The organism is Gracilibacillus saliphilus (assembly GCF_010994085.1).
Classification (GTDB): Bacteria; Bacillota; Bacilli; order Bacillales; family Amphibacillaceae; genus Gracilibacillus; species Gracilibacillus lacisalsi.
The window spans coordinates 48,610-69,077 of record NZ_WJEB01000002.1 but is presented as its reverse complement, the minus strand read 5'-3'; the positions used below and the strand labels follow the sequence as shown (position 1 = coordinate 69,077).

Genomic DNA, 20,468 nt, shown 5'->3' with positions numbered 1-20,468 from the left:
TGGCTAGACAGGTTGTCTACATGTTATCCACATCCGAAAAATATATCATTTCCTGGTGTATGAAATAATATATTCAAACACAAAAAGTCCCAATGACTATGCATGGAGCCTATTTTATAATAAACTTGGTTAAACGCTACTTGTAAAAATTTTCAAATTGCGGTAGGTGTATTAGAGTTACTCAAAAACTTGAAAAAAGTATTTGACATTGTACGCTAGACAATAAAAAACCGAGTGCTCATTTTTCATCGCACTCGGTTTTCCTTCTATTTCAACGTAATTTTCGCTTTTGCTTTCTGGTTAGAAAGATCTAATTGATAGCCTGGTTCACCGAAGTACGGAAAGCCGTCTTTTGTCCAGAACAGACGTTGAATACGCGCATGTCGGTTATGGTCATATAAAGGATTCTCTGTATTAAACCCTTTATATGGACGAGCATGGTAAATGAGTAACTCATAGCCATCTTCATCAACACTAAAACTATTATGTCCTGGCCCATATTCACTCGTGTTATCACTGGAAACCAACACTGGTTCTTTTTCTTTTGTCCAAGCTTTTGGATCTAATAAATCACTATCTACATCAGCATGTAATAATCCCATGGCATAATTTTCATCTGTTGCGCTCGCTGAAAAAGCGATGAAAATTTTCTCATCATTTTTTATCATCGCAGGGCCTTCGTTTACATCAAATCCAATAACTTCCCAATCATATTCTGGAGTCGATAGGAGAACTTGTTTCTTAATTGTCCAAGGATTCTCCATTTCAGCAATATAAAGGTTTGCGATAGTATCATTATCTACCTTCTGTGACCACACGAGATAACGTTTACCTTGATGTTCAAAAGTTGTTGCGTCTAATGAAAAACTTTGAAACTCCGTATTGATTTGGCCTTTCTCTATCCATTCACCCTCTAATGGGTTTTCTGCATCACATTCTAAGACATACGGACGAATTGCCCAAACATCATCTTTGTCACCAGCTGCGTAATGAACATACCATTTTCCATCAATGAAATGAATCTCTGGTGCCCAAATATGTTTAGACATGATTCCGGATTCATGCTTCCACCAAATCACTTTTTCTTCTGCTTGTGGTAGTTCATCAATTGATTTAGCTCTTCTTAAGACAACCCGGTCATATAATGGGTATGATCCAGTAAAATAATAGTAACCATCGCTATGCTTATATAAATATGGATCAGCTCTCTGTTCAATAAAAGGCTTAGGATAATCTTTATGTTCTACTTTACCCTCTACCTCAATTGCTCCTTTATCTATAAGTTCATTTTCATCAACAGAATCCCAATTTACATTAAACTCGGCCGTAATATTATCATCTAATTCTACAAGTACTCGTTCAGGTAATCGAATGTCTTCACCTCTAGAAACATCGATCTCCACATCATGTATACGCTTAATATCCATTTATGACATCCTTTCCATTCTCATTAACTACTATTATAAACGAGTCAACTTGTACTTACAACTATTTAGTTTATTTTATTAGAACAAAACTTATACAAACAAACAAAAACCAACAGTATATTAAACTGTTGGTTTTTGTATTTTACTATTTTGTTTAATAAATCGATTCATTCTTTTCATAGCTTCATCTAATTGTTTAATGGATGTAGCATAGGAACAACGGATATATCCCTCTCCACTTTCACCGAAAACATGTCCCGGTACAACGGCTACTCTTTCTTCTTCTAATAATTTTTGCGCAAATTCCTCTGAGCTATAACCAGTTTCTTTGATCGACGGGAATACATAAAATGCACCTCCCGGCAAATGACAGGATAAGCCCATCTCATTCAATGCCTTTACAACAAAATTCCGCCGTTGTCGATAGCTTGTTTTCATTTCTCTGACACTTTCATTTCCATGGCGTAATGCTTCTAACGCACCATGTTGCGCCATAGTTGGTGCACACATCATCGTGTATTGATGAATTTTTGTCATAGCTTGCATGATAGCCACAGGTCCCGCAGCATAACCAAGTCGCCAGCCTGTCATAGCAAAAGATTTCGAAAAACCAGAAATTAAAATGGTACGTTCCTTCATTCCATCAACAGATGCGATACTAGTTGCTGTTTCATCATAAGCCAGCTCTGCGTAAATTTCATCAGACAACACAATTAAATCATGCTTTCGTACTACTTGTGCTATGCCGTGCAATTCTTCCTTACTTAATACCGCACCAGTCGGATTATTTGGGCTGCACAGAACAATTGCTTTTGTACGTGGAGTGATCGCTGCTTCGATTTGCTCCGGTGTCACTTTAAACTCATTATCCGCTGTAGCACTTACGGATACCGGCACACCTCCTGCCAGCGAAATAGCAGGACTATAGGAAACAAAGCACGGCTCCACAACAATTACTTCATCGCCAGCATCTACAATCGCTCGTAGTGCTAGATCAATTGCTTGACTTGCACCTACCGTTACTAGGAGTTGATCTTCAGGATTATATGAGATAGAAAATGTATCTTGCAAATACTTACTAATCTCTTCTCTTAATTCGAATAAACCTGCGTTTGCAGTATATGCAGTATATCCTTGTTCCAAGGAATGATAACTCGCTTCGATGACATTCCAAGGAGTAACAAAATCTGGCTCACCAACTCCTAGTGAGATAACATTCTCCATTTGAGAAGCAAGATCAAAAAACTTCCGAATTCCAGACGGCTGCAATTCTTTCACGTGGTTTGCTAAATATGATTTACTCATGGTGTCACCATGATTCGTTTGTCATCATCGTCACCTTCATCAAAAATAATACCATCATGCTTATATTTCTTTAGGATGAAATGGGTCGTGGTGGACAGTACAGTATCCAAGGTAGACAATTTATCCGATACAAAACGACTCACTTCCATCATTGTTTTTCCTTCGACAGAAACACTTAAATCATAGGAACCCGACATTAAATAGACAGCCTTCACTTCTGGGAACCGATAGATTCTGGAAGCAATTTTATCAAAGCCAACACCCCTCACTGGCGTTACCTTTACATCTATTAACGCCGCCACTCCTTCATACTCATAAACATTAGACCAATCTACAAGTGTAGAATAACCAAGGATGGCGTGTTCCTTTTCTAATTTTTTTATCATTTCTTCCACTTCAGCAGGGACTACATCTAACATTTTACTAATGGTATCATTATCCATTCGACCGTTTTTTTCTAATAATTTCAATAATTCAATCTCTTTTTGTTCCAATCCATTCACCTTCTTTAGATGTTGTGTATACACTATTTACAACTTGTTAATTATTCTTACTAATATTCAATCATACTACAATTAATCCCAAATATAAAGTGCGATTATTCCCCGCGTAGCCTCTTCAATTTATTCGAACCTGGAAGGGGGATTGTATCGACAATTAGCACCGCGATAAACACTCACAATAGAAAAACTTCGAATCTGAGGAAGGAAGGAATGTTTCAAAGTGGTGAGCTATCAGGAACTGATAACACAAATCGGCATGGACTACACACATCCTGGAGGAAGAGCGGCAACGGATAAGTGGTTAAAGCAAATACCGGAAAATTTGAAGAACGTATTAGAAATTGGCTGTGGAACAGGAGAGACTCTTAGGCAATTGCGGGACCATACAGCTGCATTTTTATATGGTATCGACAGCTCTTCAAAAATGGTTACAAAGGCAAAAAACAAAATGGGGCATCTCCAACATATTGAGATTATGCAACAAAATATAGAAGATCTTTCGTTCACACATCATTTCTTTGATCTAATTATTTCTGAATCTGTGTTAGCTTTTACCCCTATCCATTACAGCCTACCGAAACTTACAAATCTGCTTAAGCCAAATGGACAAATCGTCCTCCTAGAAATGGCAACATCCAGCCTCTTAACCCATTCAGATGAAGAAATAATTAAAACATTTTATCAATTGCCGCAATTATTATCCAAGGAAGACTGGTTAAAGCAGTTACTAGACTATGGGTATGAAACTGTCTATCTAGAGAAAATCGAGAAAGAAACCAAAACACCCATCACTCTTCCTCAACATCTATCAATGGAAATGTTACAAACATTAAATGAACATTATCAATTAAATACATTATATGCTAATGATCTTCATACTTACTTATTTATAGCTAAAAAGCGAGGAAAGAACGATGACCATACATCCAACTGATAAGTGGATCAAGAAATTTACGGATAAAAAAAATGGCAAAAGCAGAAAAGAACAGTATCTATTACATCAATCGATTATTTGCGAACCACTAGCCAATTTTTTTGAAGATATTCAACCAGAGTTCATTCAAGAACACTTATTACGCCATGGGCTTTTTTCACCAAATTTTAATAAAGAAGACTCGGAGCAATGGATTGAACAAAATTATTTATCTAAGGTAAACAAGATCTACCAAAAATGCAAAAAGGCATGGAATGGACCTGATCCTGCTATATTTGTCTTTCCCTCTAACGAAGAAATTAGGGAACTGAAAGAATGGTATAACGGTAATACAGGCTTAAGTTACCCTGACAAACTGTTCTTATTCTTACAAAAGAAAGCTGGAAATCGAGAAATAATTGCTTTGTTCCTTCATGAATACAGTCATATTTGCAGACTGAATTATTTTCCAAAGAAAGAAATGGAATATACACTGTTGGACGCAATTATACTAGAAGGCATTGCCGAATGGATTGTGCGGAAAAAGGTTGGAAGCACGTACGGAAACAAAAGAATAGAAAAGATATCCGACGAATTGTTAGCAGATTTATGGAAAACATGGATTGCCTCCCAGCAGCAGATGACTAGAGATCACCCTAAGCACGACATGATTATGTACGGATTTAACGGGGTCCCTAAAAATGTCGGCTATATTATCGGTTACAATATCATTCAACGTTACATGACTAAACAACCTTGCTCGATCACCACATTATTACAGACCACCAATCAGCACATTTTGGCAACTGTTGATTCATTACCTAGGAAATAAATAGTGCAATTGCCGATGAACAGGTGACCACAATTTTATCTCTTTCTTGCATAGTCTACTAGTAGTTATCCAATGAACTGCTTGGATATGGAGGAAGGAGGGTATTGATGTCACATTATAATTTTTGTCGAAAAAACGTAGGTCGCCCTGTAAAAATTGTAACTCACGATGGGATAGTCCACAGAGGAATCATTAGAAGGGTTAACCCCTCAAAAGTATTTATAGATCCATTTGATGCACGACGAGGAGTTGGAGGCTACGGCTATGGCTTCTTTGGATACGGGAGAGGTCTAGGGATTGGCATTGCGCTCGGCGCAATCGCAACAATAGCATTTCTACCATTTTTCTTTTGGTAATTATTACCCCATTACAGTAATTGCTTAACCAAAGTACTAAACAACCAAAATGTCTTATCAGGTCTATATATTTAGTCTTCTCCTATCATACAACTGGCATAAGAAATCTAAGGCTATCACTTAACATGATAGCCTTAGATTTCTATACTCCGTCACCTAATTAATGATTTCTTCTAGCAAAGTCCACAAAGCGAAATTTATCTGGTCGGTGCCTTGATTCCGTATACTGAAACAGACTGGCATCATCTAAATATACATAGTTCTTGATTACAACGATATTATGGAATCCTTCCAAATCTAATAAATCCCGATCTTCTTTTGTTGGCTCTTCCACAACAATTTCTTTCTTAGCAAAACTGATCACTAAACCTAATTCATCCTCAAGGTAGGCATATATCGATTCCTTTGCAATTTCTTCTGACATGCAGGGAACGTAACTATCCACCAGATAATCTTTATCTAGGATGATACGCTGTCCAGAGAATTCTCGGGAACGAATCACTTCCCACACCTGATTCTTCCCCCTCAGCTTTAATTGCTCTTTTAGATAGCGTTCAGGTTTGATAAGCTGACAATTGTGAACCGTAGTTACTGGTTTTTCTCCCATTTTATCAGCTAACTCTTTAAAGCTGACAAGCCCTGAAACAGGGAAATCAAATTTACTACGATCAATGACCATCGAACCTTTTCCCCTGATTTTCTGTATATAGCCATTTTGAGCTAACAGGTTCAATGCTTTTCTAATCGTTTCTCTGGATGTTTCGTATTGATCTGTCAGTTCGTTCTCTGAAGGCAAGAATTGGTTGGCCTTAAATTTCCCTTGTTCAATTTGCTGTACCATTTCCTGATAGATCACTAAATATTTATTACGCATTTCATTATCCCCATCTATTACTTAATATAAAAAACGAATGATTCATAAGGACGCAACGTAACGTTCTCCAATTGAGTTGGTGGCTGCTGATAATTAGAAAGAATAGCCTCTCCTCTTTCAAATTGTTCTATCACTTCTCTTGGTAAATCTAACGTTACTTCCTTAGCATAAAAATTGTTTACTACTAACATGCTTTCTTGATCATTCTCTCTTAAATAAGCAAAAATGGCAAGATCATCTGGTAAAATTAGTCGATAGCTTCCATCCGTTATGACCTGATATTCTTTCCTCATTTGAATTAATCGTTGGTAATGATAAAAAATTGATTCTTTATCCTCAATAGCTCGTTCAGCATTAATAGTGGTAACATTATTTGCTAGACCTATCCATGGTTCTACCTCTGAAAACCCTGCATTCTCTGTATCATTCCATTGTACCGGCGTCCGAGCATTATCACGTGATTTTTCTTTTAAAATTGCCATAATCTCTTCTTCCGGTATACCTTCTTCTTTTTTGATGTTATAGATATTAATGGACTCTACATCACGGTATTGATCAATGCTTTCAAAGTCGGGATTTGTCATACCAAACTCTTCCCCTTGATAAATATATGGAGTCCCTTGCATCAGATGTATGGTTGTTGCTAACATTTTTGCTGATTCATTGTGATAGTGTTTATCATCCCCAAACCGCGACACTACCCTTGGCTGGTCATGATTACACCAGAACAATGCATTCCAACCTCCACCTTGCTGCATTCCTATTTGCCATTTGGACAGAATTTGCTTTAACTCTAGGAAATCAAACGGCGCTTTAGTCCATTTCTCACCATTGGGATAATCGACTTTTAAATGGTGAAAATTAAAAGTCATATCTAACTCTTCACTTTTAGGATTAGAATATTGAATACAATCATCCATCGTTGTTGATGACATTTCACCAACGGTCATCGTTTCACGGTTCTTAAATACTTGTTGATTCATTTCATGTAAAAACTCATGTACTCTCGGTCCATCCGTATAAAACTTTCTTCCGTCTCCTGGTGGTACACTCCCATCATCATTAGGGAAGCGTTGATCTTTGGATATAAGGTTGATAACATCTAAGCGGAATCCGTCCACTCCCTTATCGAGCCAAAAATTCATCATTTGATAAACATCGTCCCGTACCGCTTCATTTTCCCAATTTAAGTCTGCTTGCGTTACATCAAATAGATGTAAGTAATATTCACTAGTTTTTTCGTCATACTGCCATGCAGAACCGCCGAACTTGGATTGCCAATTGGTTGGTGGGTTACCAGCTTCTCCTTCTTTCCAAATGTAATAATCTCGATACCGACTATCCTTGGACCGACTCGCTTCTTTGAACCATTGGTGTTCCGTTGATGTATGGTTTACGACAATATCCATAATAATTTTGATATCACGATGGTGTGCTTCATCTAATAATTTTTCAAAGTCCTCCATTGTGCCATATTCAGGGTGAATAGAATAGTAGTCAGATATGTCGTATCCATTATCCTTTTGTGGTGATGCATAAATAGGTGTAAGCCAGATTACATCGATGCCTAACTTTCTCAAGTAATCTAATTTTTCAATAATACCTGGGATATCTCCAACACCGTTCCCTGTAGTATCATTGAAGCTTTTCGGATATATCTGATAGACAACAGATTTTTGCCACCATTTCTCGTCCATACATTTACCCTCCTGTTGATCTGTGATGAAATTTTTATTGTATCAGCTTTTGATTTCCGAATATGAATAGAGATCGCGACCAATCCTGATGCAAAGTAGCGAAGATTCTATTTAGACAGAACGGTACTTCCGGGGATATCTCCTTCTCTTCCCTGGATATAGTCATTTATCCCCGGAAGAGATGGCCTTTTCCCCGGAACAGAGCGGCGCTTCCAGGGATATCCTTTGCTGTTCCAGGGATATCTCCTCCTCTTCCATGGATATAGTCATTTATCCCTGGAAGAGATGACCTTTTCCCCGGAACAGAGCGGCGCTTCCGGGGATATCCTTTGCTGTTCCGGGGATATCTCCTCCTCTTCCATGGATATAGTCATTTATCCCTGGAAGAGATGACCTTTTCCCCGGAACAGAGCGGCGCTTCCGGGGATATCCTTTGCTGTTCCGGGGATATCTCCTCCTCTTCCATGGATATAGTCATTTATCCCTGGAAGAGATGACCTTTTCCCCGGAACAGAGCGGCGCTTCCGGGGATATCCTTTGCTGTTCCGGGGATATCTCCTCCTCTTCCATGGATATAGTCATTTATCCCTGGAAGAGATGACCTTTTCCCCGGAACAGAGCGGCGCTTCCGGGGATATCCTTTGCTGTTCCGGGGATATCTCCTCCTCTTCCATGGATATAGTCATTTATCCCTGGAAGAGATGGCCTTTTCCCCGGAACAGAGCGGCGCTTCCGGGGATATCCTTTGCTGTTCCGGGGATATCTCCTCCTCTTCCATGGATATAGTCATTTATCCCTGGAAGAGATGGCCTTTTCCCCGGAACAGAGCGGCGCTTCCGGGGATATCCTTTGCTGTTCCGGGGATATCTCCTCCTCTTCCATGGATATAGTCATTTATCCCTGGAAGAGATGACCTTTTCCCCGGAACAGAGCGACGCTTCCAGGGATTAGAGAGGTGTTCATATCTACTTTACTTCGCAGTTTATGTTTTATATTCACTCTTTTTTTATGATCTTGTTTTTCCTAGGCGATCGTATGCGTCTTTACCCATTTTTGTTCTTGCCAGAATAACGGTAAGAATAAATGGCACTACAATCGCTATCAGCATGGCCACGGTAAACATAAGCATATGTGGCACTTGAATCGATAAAATTCCAGGTATACCACCTACACCGATGGAATTTGCCATAACACCAGACCCAACTGATACTACTGCTGCAACCGCTGAACCCGTCATACCTGCAATAAATGGGAAGAGGTAACGTAAGTTAATACCAAATAATGCTGGTTCGGTTACACCTAAATAACAGGAGATTGCCGCAGGAACAGATACTTGTTGTTCCTTCTTATCTTTACGGTTCAAGTAGATCATGGCAACAACCGCTGAACCTTGTGCAATATTTGATAATGCAATCATTGGCCAAAGGTTCGTTCCATCAAATTCACTCATCAATTGTAAATCAATCGCATTCGTCATATGATGTAAACCAGTGATTACTAATGGTGCATACGCAAAACCAAATATAGCAGCAAACAACCAGCCAAATGCTGAAGTTAAACCGTTATATACAATATTGGAGATCCATGAACCAATTTCCCATCCGATTGGTCCTAATACGACATGAGCTACTAGAACAGCCGGGATTAATGCAAAGAATGGTACAAAAATCATTGAAACTACTTGCGGAATTACTTTACGCAACCAAATCTCTAAATACGCTAATACGAAGCCAGCTAAAATCGCCGGAATAACTTGTGCTTGATAACCAATCATATCAATCTGTGCAAAGCCGAAGTCCCATACCGGAATCTCTTCGGCACCAGCGACTCCATAAGCATTTAACAGCTGCGGAGAAACTAGTGTAATACCTAAAACAATACCTAGTACTTGGGTTGTACCCATTTTTCTTGAAATAGACCAAGTGATGGCGACCGGTAAGAAGTGGAATATCGCTTCCCCAATTAACCATAAGAAGTCATATAATCCAGTCCAAAACTGAGAGGATTCTGCCAACGTCTGTGTACCGTTGTTAACCATTTCAATATCCCCAATAACATTACGAAAACCTAAAATAAGACCACCAACAACTAATGCAGGGATAATAGGTGTAAAGATATCAGCTAAATGTGCTACTAAACGTTGGATAATATTCATATTTTGCTTTGCTGCTTCTTTGGCATCTTCTTTGGAAGTATCTCCTACTCCCGCTATTTTGGTAAACTCATTATAAAAAGAAGCCACTTCATTTCCAACAATAACTTGAAATTGACCTGCCTGTGTAAAAGTTCCTTTGACTATATCAATATCCTCTATTGCATCCACATCTGCTTTGCTTGGATCATTTAAAACAAAACGCATTCTCGTCGCACAATGTGTAACAACAGAGATATTCTCACTACCACCGATTTTATCCAACAATTCTTTTGCAGGATCTGTAAACTTGCTCACTATTCTTCCTCCTCGATGAAAAAATATTCTTGTATATACAAGTGGTTACGTTTTCATGATAACTTGTATATACAAGATTGTCAACGAAAATATTTGCTAAATACTAAATAGAAAGAGAGACTAACTATATCGAGTCAATAGTTAGTCTCTTTGCTTATCTTATCCTTCAAATGTATTTTTATCCACGTGTCCATCATTTTCCATGATTATTTTTAAGGCTTCGGGGTAATCATCTTCTGATACTTCACATTCAACCGTATGTTCTCTTGGAGCATCATCACCAACTTCGTCTTTCGCTATAAACCCAGGAACAATACTGCCACCTGCACCCATACCTGTAGAATAATTACCTGAGAATGTTATGGGAGCTAGTAATATAGTTTGATCTTGATCTTGTAATTGGTCGACTATAATATCATTCGTTTTCAACTTATTGAGCTCGGCTCGTACGGTTTCCGCATCATCTTCCGTCTTAAAAAACGCTTGAATTGTTTTATACATGATCATCATCCTTTCGTTCTTAATATATTGTTGTTCTTAATGTTCCCGTTTTCATCAATATTAAACTTCTGTAAATTTTGACCAATATTCATGTGTCTTTCTTTGTAGAATCTAGTAAAATAAAGTGAGACCTCCATCAGCGGACTAAAAACCCACTGATGTTTAGTCATCAGCCAATTATTGTCCGTTAGTCCGTTACAAAGGAAAAGGATGGGTGAGCTTATGAAAAAGTTTACAAAGCAAGAGAATAGTTGGATGTTTTACGATTGGGGAAGCTCCGCATTTTCCATTATCATTACCACGGCTATTTTTCCTATTTATTACAAAGCACAAGCAACCGATGCAGGTATTTCTGGAGCAGATTCTACTGCATATCTAGGTTATACCATTTCTGTGTTTACATTTATTTTGGCTATGCTTGGACCAATTCTGGGAACAATAGCGGATTACAAAGGATTGAAAAAGAAATTCTTTTTAAGCTTTATGGGGCTAGGTATTTTTTCGACCTTCGCACTTATTTTCGTACCAGAAGGCCAATGGTTACTTCTACTGATTGTCTTTACTTTAGCATCACTCGGTTCTACCGGAGCTAATGTGTTTTACGACGGTTTCCTTGTGGATGTCACCAATGATAATCGCATGAATCAAGTATCTGCCCGGGGCTTTGGACTTGGTTATATTGGTAGCGCTATTCCTTTTGTTATAAGTATTGCCATCATATTATTAGCTCAACACGGTATACTACCTATTAGTAGCACTACCGCCAGTAAAATAGCGTTTCTCATCACATGTATATGGTGGGCAGTTTTTGCTATTCCTATGATTAGAAATGTGAAACAGATACATTTCGTAGAGCGCGATTCTCAACCAATTCGCCAAAGCTTTAAAAGATTATTTCAAACAGTCAAACATGTAAAAGAATATAAATACTTAACTATTTTTTTAATTGCTTATTTTTTCTACATCGACGGAGTAGGTACTATTATTTCCATGTCTACAGCCTATGGAACAGATGTTGGTCTTAGCCCAACTGTACTACTAGTAGTTTTATTTGTCACACAAGTAGTCGCCGCTCCTTTTTCTATTATATATGGTAAATTAGCAAATCGATTCTCAGCCAAATCCATGTTAAATGTTGGTATTGTTGTTTATATTATTGTTTGTATTTATGGTTATTTTCTAGAAACTGCAATTGACTTCTGGATTCTTGCCATGCTTGTCGCTTCTTCACAAGGGGGAATTCAGGCATTAAGTCGTTCCTACTTCGCTAAACTGATTCCTAAAAATAATGCCAATGAATTCTTTGGTTTCTATAATATTTTTGGTAAGTTTGCTTCGATTACCGGTCCACTACTTTTAGGTTTCACTGCACAAATTACTGGCCATTCAAACGCAGGTATTTTAAGTCTTATCGTTTTATTTGTTATCGGTATGATCATTCTTTATTTTGTTCCTTCCGACAAAAAATTAACGACACCCATACAACCTATCTCAAAATGATATCAATTGTATCTCACCTGAGCATTGTTTAGACCAAATTGATATAATACACTCTTAATTAACGAGTTATTTTCAAAATAATTAGACAAAATAAAGCAGGTTAGAACAATTATTGGTGTCACGCTTATGCTTACTATATAAAGTAAGACTTCCATCACTGGCTTTCCACTGATGGGCAGCGAAACTTATCAGGGTGCTACCGTCCGTGTGATCCCTACGACTGAGATCTAGCTATGGGGTCTGCGGACGATTGGCACCTTGATAAAAATTAAAAAAGTTAGGAGAGAACAAATAAGATATGACAAATGCAAACCAAGTTGCTCAACATTACGTGGATGACGTGTTCGAAACGGTCAAAAAACGTAACCCAAATGAAAATGAATTTCATCAAGCAGTAAAGGAAATATTTGATTCCTTAGTTCCGGTATTCGAAAAACAACCTGTATATATGGAGCACAATATCCTAGAAAGAATTGTTGAACCTGAAAGAATTATCTCTTTCCGTGTACCATGGGTTGATGATGAAGGAAAAGTACAAGTTAACCGCGGTTTTCGTGTACAATTCAATAGTGCCATTGGTCCGTACAAAGGCGGTCTTCGTTTCCACCCATCTGTAAACGCTAGTATTATTAAATTTTTAGGGTTTGAACAGATTTTCAAAAACTCTTTAACCGGGCAACCTATCGGTGGTGGTAAAGGTGGATCTGACTTTGATCCGAAAGGTAAATCCGATGGCGAAATTATGCGATTCTGCCAAAGCTTCATGAGTGAACTTTCTAAACATATTGGTCCAGATGTTGATGTTCCTGCTGGGGATATCGGTGTAGGCGCGCGGGAAGTTGGTTACTTATTCGGTCAATACAAAAAAATGCGTGGTGGCTATGAAGCTGGGGTACTAACTGGCAAAGGCCTTAATTTCGGCGGAAGCCTAGCACGTACAGAAGCGACCGGCTATGGAACAGTTTACTTCGTACAAGAAATGTTAAAAGGCAAAGGCGACAGCTTCGAAGGAAAAACAGTCGTTGTTTCTGGTTCCGGTAATGTTTCTACATATGCTATTGAAAAAGCAACTGAACTTGGTGCTAAAGTAGTTGCATGTAGTGATTCCAGTGGTTATATATATGACAAAAACGGAATTAACTTGGCAACAGTAAAACGGCTAAAAGAAGTAGAAAGAAAACGTATTAAAGAATATGTCAATGAACATCCTGAAGCAGAGTATACTGCGGGCTTTGAAGGCATTTGGAACATCCCATGTGACATTGCACTTCCGTGTGCAACACAAAACGAATTAAATGAAGAAGCTGCGAAAACACTTCTATCTAACGGTGTAAAAGCTGTTGGTGAAGGTGCGAACATGCCTTCAACACTAAAAGCAATTGATGTATTCATAGAAAATAATGTACTATTCGGCCCTGCAAAAGCTGCAAATGCTGGTGGAGTTGCCGTATCTGCATTAGAAATGGCACAAAACAGTGCACGTCTTTCCTGGAAATTTGAAGAAGTCGATGAAAAACTGCAGGAAATCATGGCTAACATTTATAAAAATAGTATAGAGGCTGCAGAAGAATATGGTCAGCCTGGGAACCTTGTTGTTGGGGCCAATATTGCCGGTTTCATTAAAGTTGCCGATGCAATGGTTGCACAAGGTGTTATCTAAATCATTCTAATTAGGAATATAATAATTGATTCGAAGTATACACTTGTCGAAACGGAACAAGTGTATACTTTTTTAAGGAAAACTGAGTAAACCTTTTAGTACTTATGACTAACAGCTAAAGCTTTAGCAATTCTCTAGCAATCATTATGACGTACTTGAACAGCTTATCACCACTCCGGCTGCCCACTTCCCTTTCCATCGGCTATTATCATGCTCTACAACGCTAGCATGAAGTAACACGGTTGTTTTCACCTACAAATAGCGATTTTCAACTTGTCATTGTAAAAAGTCAACTTATTACTTCTGACAAGAATTGGCTGCCAATACACTACTTCATTTTATCACGGTCATTACGCTGATTTTATACTTTCTTTCCATATTTAAAAAACGTTCCCCTTCACTCGTATATTCACTTTACACTTCGAATAATAGTATAATAATAATGTGTCACTAATGAAAGAGCAGAGAGAGGTAGTAAAATGAGCATAGAGAAAAAGCCTAACAAATGGGTAAAACATCTATTATTATCAGCTATTCGTCTCCATTTACATAGAATTACTACGTTCCATGTTACACAGAATGATACAAAAGATTTAAAGCCTCCTTATTTAATTGTCAGTAATCATGTGAACAATTGGGATCCATTATATATCAACCTATTTGTCGATGAACCCATCGCTTTTGTCGCTGGTGAACCATTATTTCGCAATCCCTTACTGAAAAAAATATTAAATTATACCGGTGCAATTCCTAAAACAAAATTCAAAAATAATACGAGCACTATACGCAATGTCTTAAAAGCTAAGCAACACAACCGCGTCATCGGCTTGTTTCCTGAAGGAGGTCGCAACTGGGATGGTGTAACAGAGCCAATCATTTATTCCACTGCTAAATTAGTAAAGCTACTTAAAATCCCTGTTGTAGCAGTACAAATAAAAGGCGGTTATTTAACACACCCAAGATGGGGTGATGGTGGCAGAAAAGGCACGATTGAACTCAGTTTCAACAAAATCTGGGACGCCGAAGATATAGCAGACTTATCTGTCTCCACAATCCATGAGCAGCTAACCAAGTCTTTATATCACGATGAAATGAACTGGCAAAAGAATAAAAGCTATAGCTATCACAGCAAATATATCGCTCATTATTTAGAAAGGTTACTTTTTACTTGTCCGTCATGCCACACAATCGGCAATATGCGTTCTGATCATGACACATTTAAGTGTGATAACTGCAACTACCAAGTTCATCTGACGGAACAAGGATATTTTCATTCTGATGGTGCCCTTTATTTTGCTACACCTTTTGAGTGGAAACAGTGGCAACAACAGCACCTTGACCAATTATCTCTGACAACAGATACTCTTTCTGAAATCCAGGAGCGGGTCGAATTCTATCAATCTATTGAACAAAAACCTCTCAAAAAAGTAATGAAGGGAACGATCCGATTAGATCACGAACAAATCCATATCTACTCGGCTGATGGCAGTTCAAAGTCCCTCTCTTTTGAAGATATGGAAGGGATAAACATTCTTTTCCACCATAAACTAGATTTCTTTGTCAACGACACACTTTTCCGCATCACTTTCACCAATCCAAGAGCATCTGCTTATATGTGGATACAATTGATTCAACACTTAAAAGCAAGACTCGCTATAAAGGAGCAACCCTCATGACAGAAACTTGGAATTTTATAATGGATTTTATTTTTTATCGATAATTTTAGCTACAGCCACCGTACTGAAGACGCGAATGCCATTGCTCAGCAAGGTGACTATTCCTACTTCGATGATTGCTGTTTTTCTCGGGCGGGTGAGAAAAAGCAACTAAATTCACTTTTGACTGGTTTAATTCCCCTTATAACGAAAACAATAGAACAGACTTTGGAGACATTTTCGAGAAACAACTTAAGTTGATTTCACGCGATCCAAGCATTTAATACATCGGAACATTAGTAACTTAGTTATCGGAAATACTAACCACTGTGTTAGGTTTTGTCCGATTACTCTTCGTGATAAAATAAAGAAAATTATAAAACAGAGGGTGTGTATCATGACCAAACATAAAATCTATACAATGAGCTTCGCAAGTGTCTATCCCCATTATGTTAAGAAGGCAGAGAAAAAAGGACGTACGAAAGCAGAAGTCGATGAAATCATCCGTTGGTTGACAGGATATAGCCAGGAAGAGTTAGAAGAACTACTGGAAAAACAGACAGACTTTGAGACCTTTTTCGCGGAAGCTCCCCAATTGAACCCTTCGCGGGCTATGATAAAAGGTGTGGTCTGTGGTGTCCGAGTAGAAGATATCGAAGAACCAACGATGCAGGAAATTCGCTATTTGGATAAGCTGATCGATGAATTAGCAAAAGGAAAAGCAATGGAGAAAATTTTGCGAAAATCTTAATGCTAAGTAGATATGTAATTACTTTGGTAGAAATGATGAAATAACTGTACAGTATGACCACCGAAGGTTTTAACCGCCTCTGATCATTAGCAAAACTTATCAGGGTGACACAGCTAATTTCATCGCAAACAGATTATTCGCTTCTCTTCTCTCATTCCTTTATAATATTGTAAACGCTTAATAACAGGAGGTTATAGTTCATGCAATATCGTCAGTTAGGAAAAACCGGTCTGAAAGTAAGCGAAATTAGTTTAGGCAGCTGGCTTACATATGGTGGGTATGTCGAGGAAAAGAATGCTGAGGCTTCTATTGATAAAGCCTACGACCTCGGGATTAACTTTTTTGATACAGCCAATGTCTACATGCGTGGGGAAGCAGAGAAAATTGTAGGAAAAGCTTTAAGAAAATATCCACGCAGTTCCTATGTCCTTGCCACAAAAGTATTTGGCAAAATGGGCGATGGCCCCAATGATCAAGGTCTTTCCCGCAAGCATATTATGGAGCAATGTGATGCCAGCTTGCAGCGGTTAGGACTTGATTATGTCGATGTTTATTATTGTCACCGCTACCACGCAGATACACCATTAGAAGAAACGTTACGCGCATTGGATGATCTTGTTCGCCAAGGAAAAGTATTATACATCGGCGTCAGTGAATGGACTGCTGAACAAATGACAGAAGCTGTTCATCTTGCAGACCAAAAATTGCTAGATCGCATTGTTGTCAATCAGCCAAATTATAGTATGCTTCATCGCTATATCGAGAAAGAAGTCATCCCTGTAAGCGATAAACACGGCATCGGCCAGGTTGTCTTCTCACCTCTTGCCCAAGGTGTATTAACAGGGAAATATAAAAGAGGAGAAGCAATTCCTGAAGATAGTCGCGCCGCTCAAAAAAACTTAGATTTATCTCGTGTATTAACCGAGAAGAATTTAGAACGAATGGAAGCATTAAAAGTAATCGCAGCAAACGAAAACTTGTCATTAGCACAATTAGCGATTGCCTGGATCTTGCGTCAAGACAACGTATCTAGTGCGCTTATCGGTGCAAGTAAACCAGAACAAATTGAAGAAAACGCTAAAGCTTCTGGTGTTAAACTCTCCCAAGAGACCATTGCTAAGGTCGAGGATATATTAAATCAGTAAAAGTACCTATACCAAGTAATTCCTAGTTACTTGGTATTATTTTTTACAATTTTTACAATAAATTCATTGACTTTTACATTAATAATGTATACTATGTTATTAAACGGACAATAAATGGAATTCTTATCCAGAGAGGTGGAGGGGCAGGCCCTAAGAAACCTCGGCAACAGGTTAAAAAGATAACACTGTGCCAAATCCTGCGGGACAGCATAAACTGAACCCGAAAGATAAGAAGGAATGATTACACATTGCTTACCTTCTTATCAAATGATAAGAAGGTTTTTTAATGAGGAGGAAGCAACACATGCTGACTTATGAAAATTTTTATGACAGCCCGTTGAACAATGAGACTCCCGACCAACAAGATCCTACCAAAGGAGCTCTAAAGATCCTTGAATGGGCTTATCAATCGTATGGCAACTCTTTAGTCTATGCCTGTAGTTTTGGAGCAGAAAGTATGGTATTAATTGACATGATTGCAACTGTCCAACCAGATGCTAGATTAGTATTTTTAGATACTGGCTTGCATTTCCAAGAAACATATGACCTGATTGATGAGGTTAAAGAACGTTATCCGTCATTAGATATCGTTATGCAGAAGCCTTCCCTCACTGTTGATGAACAACGAGAACAATATGGATCAGCGTTGTGGAGCAGGAACCCTGATCAATGTTGTTACATTAGAAAAGTTAAACCATTGGAAGACGCACTTAGTGGAGCAACTGCCTGGATTTCAGGATTAAGAAGGTCACAATCTCCAACAAGAGCCAATACCAACTTTATTAACAAGGATGACCGTTTTCAGTCCATTAAAATTTGTCCATTAATTCATTGGTCCTGGGATGATGTGTGGGAATATATTGAGCAACATCAATTACCTTATAACAAGCTGCATGACCAAAATTACCCTAGCATCGGTTGTATACCATGTACTACACAAGTTACAGATGCGGATGGTGAACGATCAGGACGATGGGCCAACTTTCAAAAAACTGAATGTGGACTACATGCTACTCCACAATCAACGAAGTGATTATTTTTTATAGCCAAACTCAAGTAAATCTATCGGATTAATTAAAAGAGGTGAAAATGTTGACATTACAAGTAGTAAACAGTCCGTTTGATGAAAAACAGACGGAAATATTGAATCAAATTTTGCCAACACTGACAGACGCACAAAAAAATTGGCTAGCTGGATATTTGGCCGCTTCTCAGTCTCAATCATCACAAAGTGTTACACCGGTTGAACAGCCAGCTCCTACACAGGTTAAAACCCGAACCGTCACCATTTTATACGGATCGGAAACGGGTAACAGTCAAGAACTAGCAGAGCAATTATCCAAACAGCTAAAGGATATCCAAAGAGACGTAACAGTTTCTGCCATGGATGACTTTAAACCGAAGAAACTAAAAGAAGCAGAAGATTTACTTATTATTACAGCAACTCACGGCGAAGGAGATCCACCTGACAACGCGATTCAATTCCATGAATTTTTACACAGCCGCAAAGCTCCTAAGCTTGAAAATGTTAATTTCTCCGTTTTGTCACTTGGTGATGAGTCCTATGAGCATTTCTGTCAGACTGGTAAAGATTTTGATAAACGGCTAGAAGAATTGGGCGCAACTAGAATTCATCCACGTGTTGACTGTGATGTCGATTACGAAGAACTTGCTGACGAATGGATATCAGAAGTAATCGGCATTCTAAAAAAAGATGCCGGAAACAACACAGAAACCGTCGATACTCATCCAGCCCCTGCAGAACAGCCGATTTATTCGAAGAGCAATCCTTATTCTGCTGAAGTATTAGATAACATCGTTCTTAGTGGTAAGGGGTCAAATAAAGAAACAAGGCACATTGAAATTTCGTTGGAAGGCTCTAACCTCAGCTATGAACCGGGAGATTGTTTAGCCATTTATCCAAAGAATGACCCTGCTCTGGTTCAAGCAATTATTGAAGAGCTTAAATGGAATGCTGAACAAACTATACCCATTAATAAACAAGGGGAAATTCGCTCCGTTCAGGAAGCTCTAACCTCCATTTTTGAGATTACGAGACTTACGAAAGGCTTATTAGAGAAAGCTAGCACTTATTTTCATCATGAAAAACTTCAAGAATTAGTAACAGATCCTGAGAAGGTAAAAGCTTATATCGATGGTCGTGATTTATTAGATTTAATTATTGACTATCCACCAAAACAACTGGATCCAACATCGATTATGCATTTTTTAAGAAAAATACCAGCAAGGCAATACTCAATTGCTAGTAGTTATCAAGCAAACCCTGATGAAGTGCATTTAACTTTGGCAACTGTAAGATATCATACACATGGTCGTGATCGATGCGGCGTATGTACAGGGGAAATCGCTGACAGAATTAAACCAGGTGATCAACTCAATGTCTATGTTCACAAAAACCCAAATTTCAAATTTCCAATGGATGAAGAAACTCCTGTGATTATGATTGGACCAGGTACTGGTGTAGCACCATTTAGAGGCTATATCGAGGAACGAGAAGAGCTTGAACTGAAAGGAAAAACATGGCTTTTCTTTGGTGATCAGCATTTCCGTACGGACTTCTTGTATCAAGTAGATTGGCAAAATTGGTTAAAACAGGGTTACCTAACCAAAATCGATGTTGCCTTCTCTAGAGATAGTGAGCAAAAGATATATGTACAGCAGCGCATGCAAGAAAGAGCAAAAGAATTATTCGAATGGATCGAAACAGGAGCACATCTATATGTGTGCGGGGATGAAAAACGAATGGCAAAGGATGTACACGAAACCTTAATCTCGATTATTAGCGAGCAAGGAAAACTTAGCGAAGAAGCTGCAAAAGAGTATATCAATAAATTAAAACAGGAAAAGAGATACCAACGTGATGTGTATTAAGGGGGAAC

17 protein-coding genes, 1 pseudogene and 1 riboswitch are annotated in these 20,468 nt (G+C 38.4%); of the genes and pseudogenes, 11 read left to right on the top strand and 7 right to left on the bottom strand.

Annotated features, from left to right (window positions below):
* Nucleotides 1-266: 266 nt before the first annotated feature.
* From GHT08_RS04580 to GHT08_RS04570, 3 genes are all read right to left on the bottom strand, one after another.
* Complete coding sequence (locus GHT08_RS04580) at nt 267-1,427, bottom strand: family 43 glycosylhydrolase (RefSeq protein ID WP_163580217.1); 1,161 nt, start codon at nt 1,425-1,427, stop codon at nt 267-269.
* 120 nt (nt 1,428-1,547) lie between these two features.
* On the bottom strand, nt 1,548-2,732 hold the full coding sequence (locus tag GHT08_RS04575) for an aminotransferase (protein WP_163580215.1): 1,185 nt from the start codon (nt 2,730-2,732) through the stop codon (nt 1,548-1,550).
* On the bottom strand, nt 2,729-3,226 hold the full coding sequence (locus tag GHT08_RS04570) for an Lrp/AsnC family transcriptional regulator (RefSeq protein ID WP_163580213.1): 498 nt from the start codon (nt 3,224-3,226) through the stop codon (nt 2,729-2,731). Before GHT08_RS04570 ends, GHT08_RS04575 begins: the two co-directional genes overlap by 4 nt.
* A gap of 229 nt (nt 3,227-3,455) precedes the next feature.
* Here GHT08_RS04570 and GHT08_RS04565 point away from each other — a divergent pair, with 229 nt between their 5' ends.
* The 3 genes from GHT08_RS04565 (at nt 3,456) to GHT08_RS04555 (ending at nt 5,336) form a co-directional block, all read left to right on the top strand.
* The gene (locus tag GHT08_RS04565; protein ID WP_163580211.1) at nt 3,456-4,169 is read left to right on the top strand and encodes a class I SAM-dependent methyltransferase; all 714 of its coding nucleotides are present in this window, start codon (nt 3,456-3,458) and stop codon (nt 4,167-4,169) included.
* Nucleotides 4,150-4,980: a DUF2268 domain-containing putative Zn-dependent protease gene (locus tag GHT08_RS04560; protein ID WP_163580209.1), complete on the top strand. Its 831-nt coding sequence runs from the start codon at nt 4,150-4,152 to the stop codon at nt 4,978-4,980. Before GHT08_RS04565 ends, GHT08_RS04560 begins: the two co-directional genes overlap by 20 nt.
* Nucleotides 4,981-5,087: 107 nt before the next feature.
* Nucleotides 5,088-5,336, top strand: a complete 249-nt coding sequence (locus GHT08_RS04555; RefSeq protein ID WP_163580207.1) for a hypothetical protein — start codon at nt 5,088-5,090, stop codon at nt 5,334-5,336.
* A 160-nt stretch (nt 5,337-5,496) separates the two neighbouring features.
* Here the strand turns inward: GHT08_RS04555 and treR are convergent, their stop codons facing one another.
* The 4 genes from treR to GHT08_RS04535 form a co-directional block, all read right to left on the bottom strand.
* On the bottom strand, nt 5,497-6,210 hold the full coding sequence (gene treR, locus GHT08_RS04550) for a trehalose operon repressor (RefSeq protein WP_163580205.1): 714 nt from the start codon (nt 6,208-6,210) through the stop codon (nt 5,497-5,499).
* 17 nt (nt 6,211-6,227) lie between these two features.
* On the bottom strand, nt 6,228-7,907 hold the full coding sequence (gene treC, locus GHT08_RS04545; protein ID WP_163580203.1) for an alpha,alpha-phosphotrehalase: 1,680 nt from the start codon (nt 7,905-7,907) through the stop codon (nt 6,228-6,230).
* A gap of 1,006 nt (nt 7,908-8,913) precedes the next feature.
* Nucleotides 8,914-10,356 carry a PTS system trehalose-specific EIIBC component gene (gene treP, locus GHT08_RS04540; protein ID WP_163580201.1) on the bottom strand — a complete coding sequence of 481 codons (1,443 nt, stop codon included), beginning with the start codon at nt 10,354-10,356 and terminating at the stop codon, nt 8,914-8,916.
* Between the two features lie 159 nt (nt 10,357-10,515).
* Nucleotides 10,516-10,857 (bottom strand): hypothetical protein, encoded by a 342-nt coding sequence (locus GHT08_RS04535; RefSeq protein WP_163580199.1) that lies wholly within the window; start codon nt 10,855-10,857, stop codon nt 10,516-10,518.
* Nucleotides 10,858-11,079: 222 nt separating this feature from the next.
* Between GHT08_RS04535 and GHT08_RS04530 the strand changes: the two genes are divergently transcribed.
* The 8 genes and pseudogenes from GHT08_RS04530 (at nt 11,080) to GHT08_RS04495 (ending at nt 20,460) form a co-directional block, all read left to right on the top strand.
* Entirely contained in the window at nt 11,080-12,357 is a 1,278-nt protein-coding gene (locus tag GHT08_RS04530) for an MFS transporter (RefSeq protein ID WP_163580196.1), read from the top strand.
* Nucleotides 12,358-12,655: 298 nt separating this feature from the next.
* Entirely contained in the window at nt 12,656-14,017 is a 1,362-nt protein-coding gene (gene gdhA / locus GHT08_RS04525) for an NADP-specific glutamate dehydrogenase (RefSeq protein WP_163580194.1), read from the top strand.
* Nucleotides 14,018-14,496: 479 nt separating this feature from the next.
* Nucleotides 14,497-15,693 carry a lysophospholipid acyltransferase family protein gene (locus tag GHT08_RS04520; protein WP_163580192.1) on the top strand — a complete coding sequence of 399 codons (1,197 nt, stop codon included), beginning with the start codon at nt 14,497-14,499 and terminating at the stop codon, nt 15,691-15,693.
* A gap of 152 nt (nt 15,694-15,845) precedes the next feature.
* Nucleotides 15,846-15,956: pseudogene (locus tag GHT08_RS04515) on the top strand (YvbH-like oligomerization domain-containing protein); the annotation flags it as partial.
* Nucleotides 15,957-16,069: 113 nt separating this feature from the next.
* Nucleotides 16,070-16,423, top strand: a complete 354-nt coding sequence (locus GHT08_RS04510; protein WP_163580190.1) for a DUF2200 domain-containing protein — start codon at nt 16,070-16,072, stop codon at nt 16,421-16,423.
* 200 nt (nt 16,424-16,623) lie between these two features.
* On the top strand, nt 16,624-17,568 hold the full coding sequence (locus GHT08_RS04505; RefSeq protein ID WP_163580188.1) for an aldo/keto reductase family protein: 945 nt from the start codon (nt 16,624-16,626) through the stop codon (nt 17,566-17,568).
* A 120-nt stretch (nt 17,569-17,688) separates the two neighbouring features.
* Nucleotides 17,689-17,802: riboswitch (SAM riboswitch) on the top strand.
* Between the two features lie 70 nt (nt 17,803-17,872).
* Complete coding sequence (locus GHT08_RS04500; RefSeq protein WP_163580185.1) at nt 17,873-18,601, top strand: phosphoadenylyl-sulfate reductase; 729 nt, start codon at nt 17,873-17,875, stop codon at nt 18,599-18,601.
* A 59-nt stretch (nt 18,602-18,660) separates the two neighbouring features.
* Nucleotides 18,661-20,460 carry an assimilatory sulfite reductase (NADPH) flavoprotein subunit gene (locus GHT08_RS04495; protein ID WP_163580566.1) on the top strand — a complete coding sequence of 600 codons (1,800 nt, stop codon included), beginning with the start codon at nt 18,661-18,663 and terminating at the stop codon, nt 20,458-20,460.
* The last annotated feature ends 8 nt before the right edge of the window (nt 20,461-20,468 follow it).

Bases quoted from the DNA above. Each gene is read 5' to 3' on its own strand.
- GHT08_RS04575 (WP_163580215.1), bottom strand. From the start codon at position 2,732: ATGAGTAAATCATATTTAGCAAACCACGTGAAAGAATTGCAGCCGTCT.
- GHT08_RS04500 (WP_163580185.1), top strand. From the start codon at position 17,873: ATGCTGACTTATGAAAATTTTTATGACAGCCCGTTGAACAATGAGACT.
- GHT08_RS04520 (WP_163580192.1), top strand. From the start codon at position 14,497: ATGAGCATAGAGAAAAAGCCTAACAAATGGGTAAAACATCTATTATTA.
- treR (WP_163580205.1), bottom strand. From the start codon at position 6,210: ATGCGTAATAAATATTTAGTGATCTATCAGGAAATGGTACAGCAAATT.
- GHT08_RS04530 (WP_163580196.1), top strand. From the start codon at position 11,080: ATGAAAAAGTTTACAAAGCAAGAGAATAGTTGGATGTTTTACGATTGG.
- GHT08_RS04555 (WP_163580207.1), top strand. From the start codon at position 5,088: ATGTCACATTATAATTTTTGTCGAAAAAACGTAGGTCGCCCTGTAAAA.
- GHT08_RS04580 (WP_163580217.1), bottom strand. From the start codon at position 1,427: ATGGATATTAAGCGTATACATGATGTGGAGATCGATGTTTCTAGAGGT.
- gdhA (WP_163580194.1), top strand. From the start codon at position 12,656: ATGACAAATGCAAACCAAGTTGCTCAACATTACGTGGATGACGTGTTC.
- GHT08_RS04560 (WP_163580209.1), top strand. From the start codon at position 4,150: ATGACCATACATCCAACTGATAAGTGGATCAAGAAATTTACGGATAAA.
- GHT08_RS04535 (WP_163580199.1), bottom strand. From the start codon at position 10,857: ATGTATAAAACAATTCAAGCGTTTTTTAAGACGGAAGATGATGCGGAA.
- GHT08_RS04510 (WP_163580190.1), top strand. From the start codon at position 16,070: ATGACCAAACATAAAATCTATACAATGAGCTTCGCAAGTGTCTATCCC.
- GHT08_RS04505 (WP_163580188.1), top strand. From the start codon at position 16,624: ATGCAATATCGTCAGTTAGGAAAAACCGGTCTGAAAGTAAGCGAAATT.
- treC (WP_163580203.1), bottom strand. From the start codon at position 7,907: ATGGACGAGAAATGGTGGCAAAAATCTGTTGTCTATCAGATATATCCG.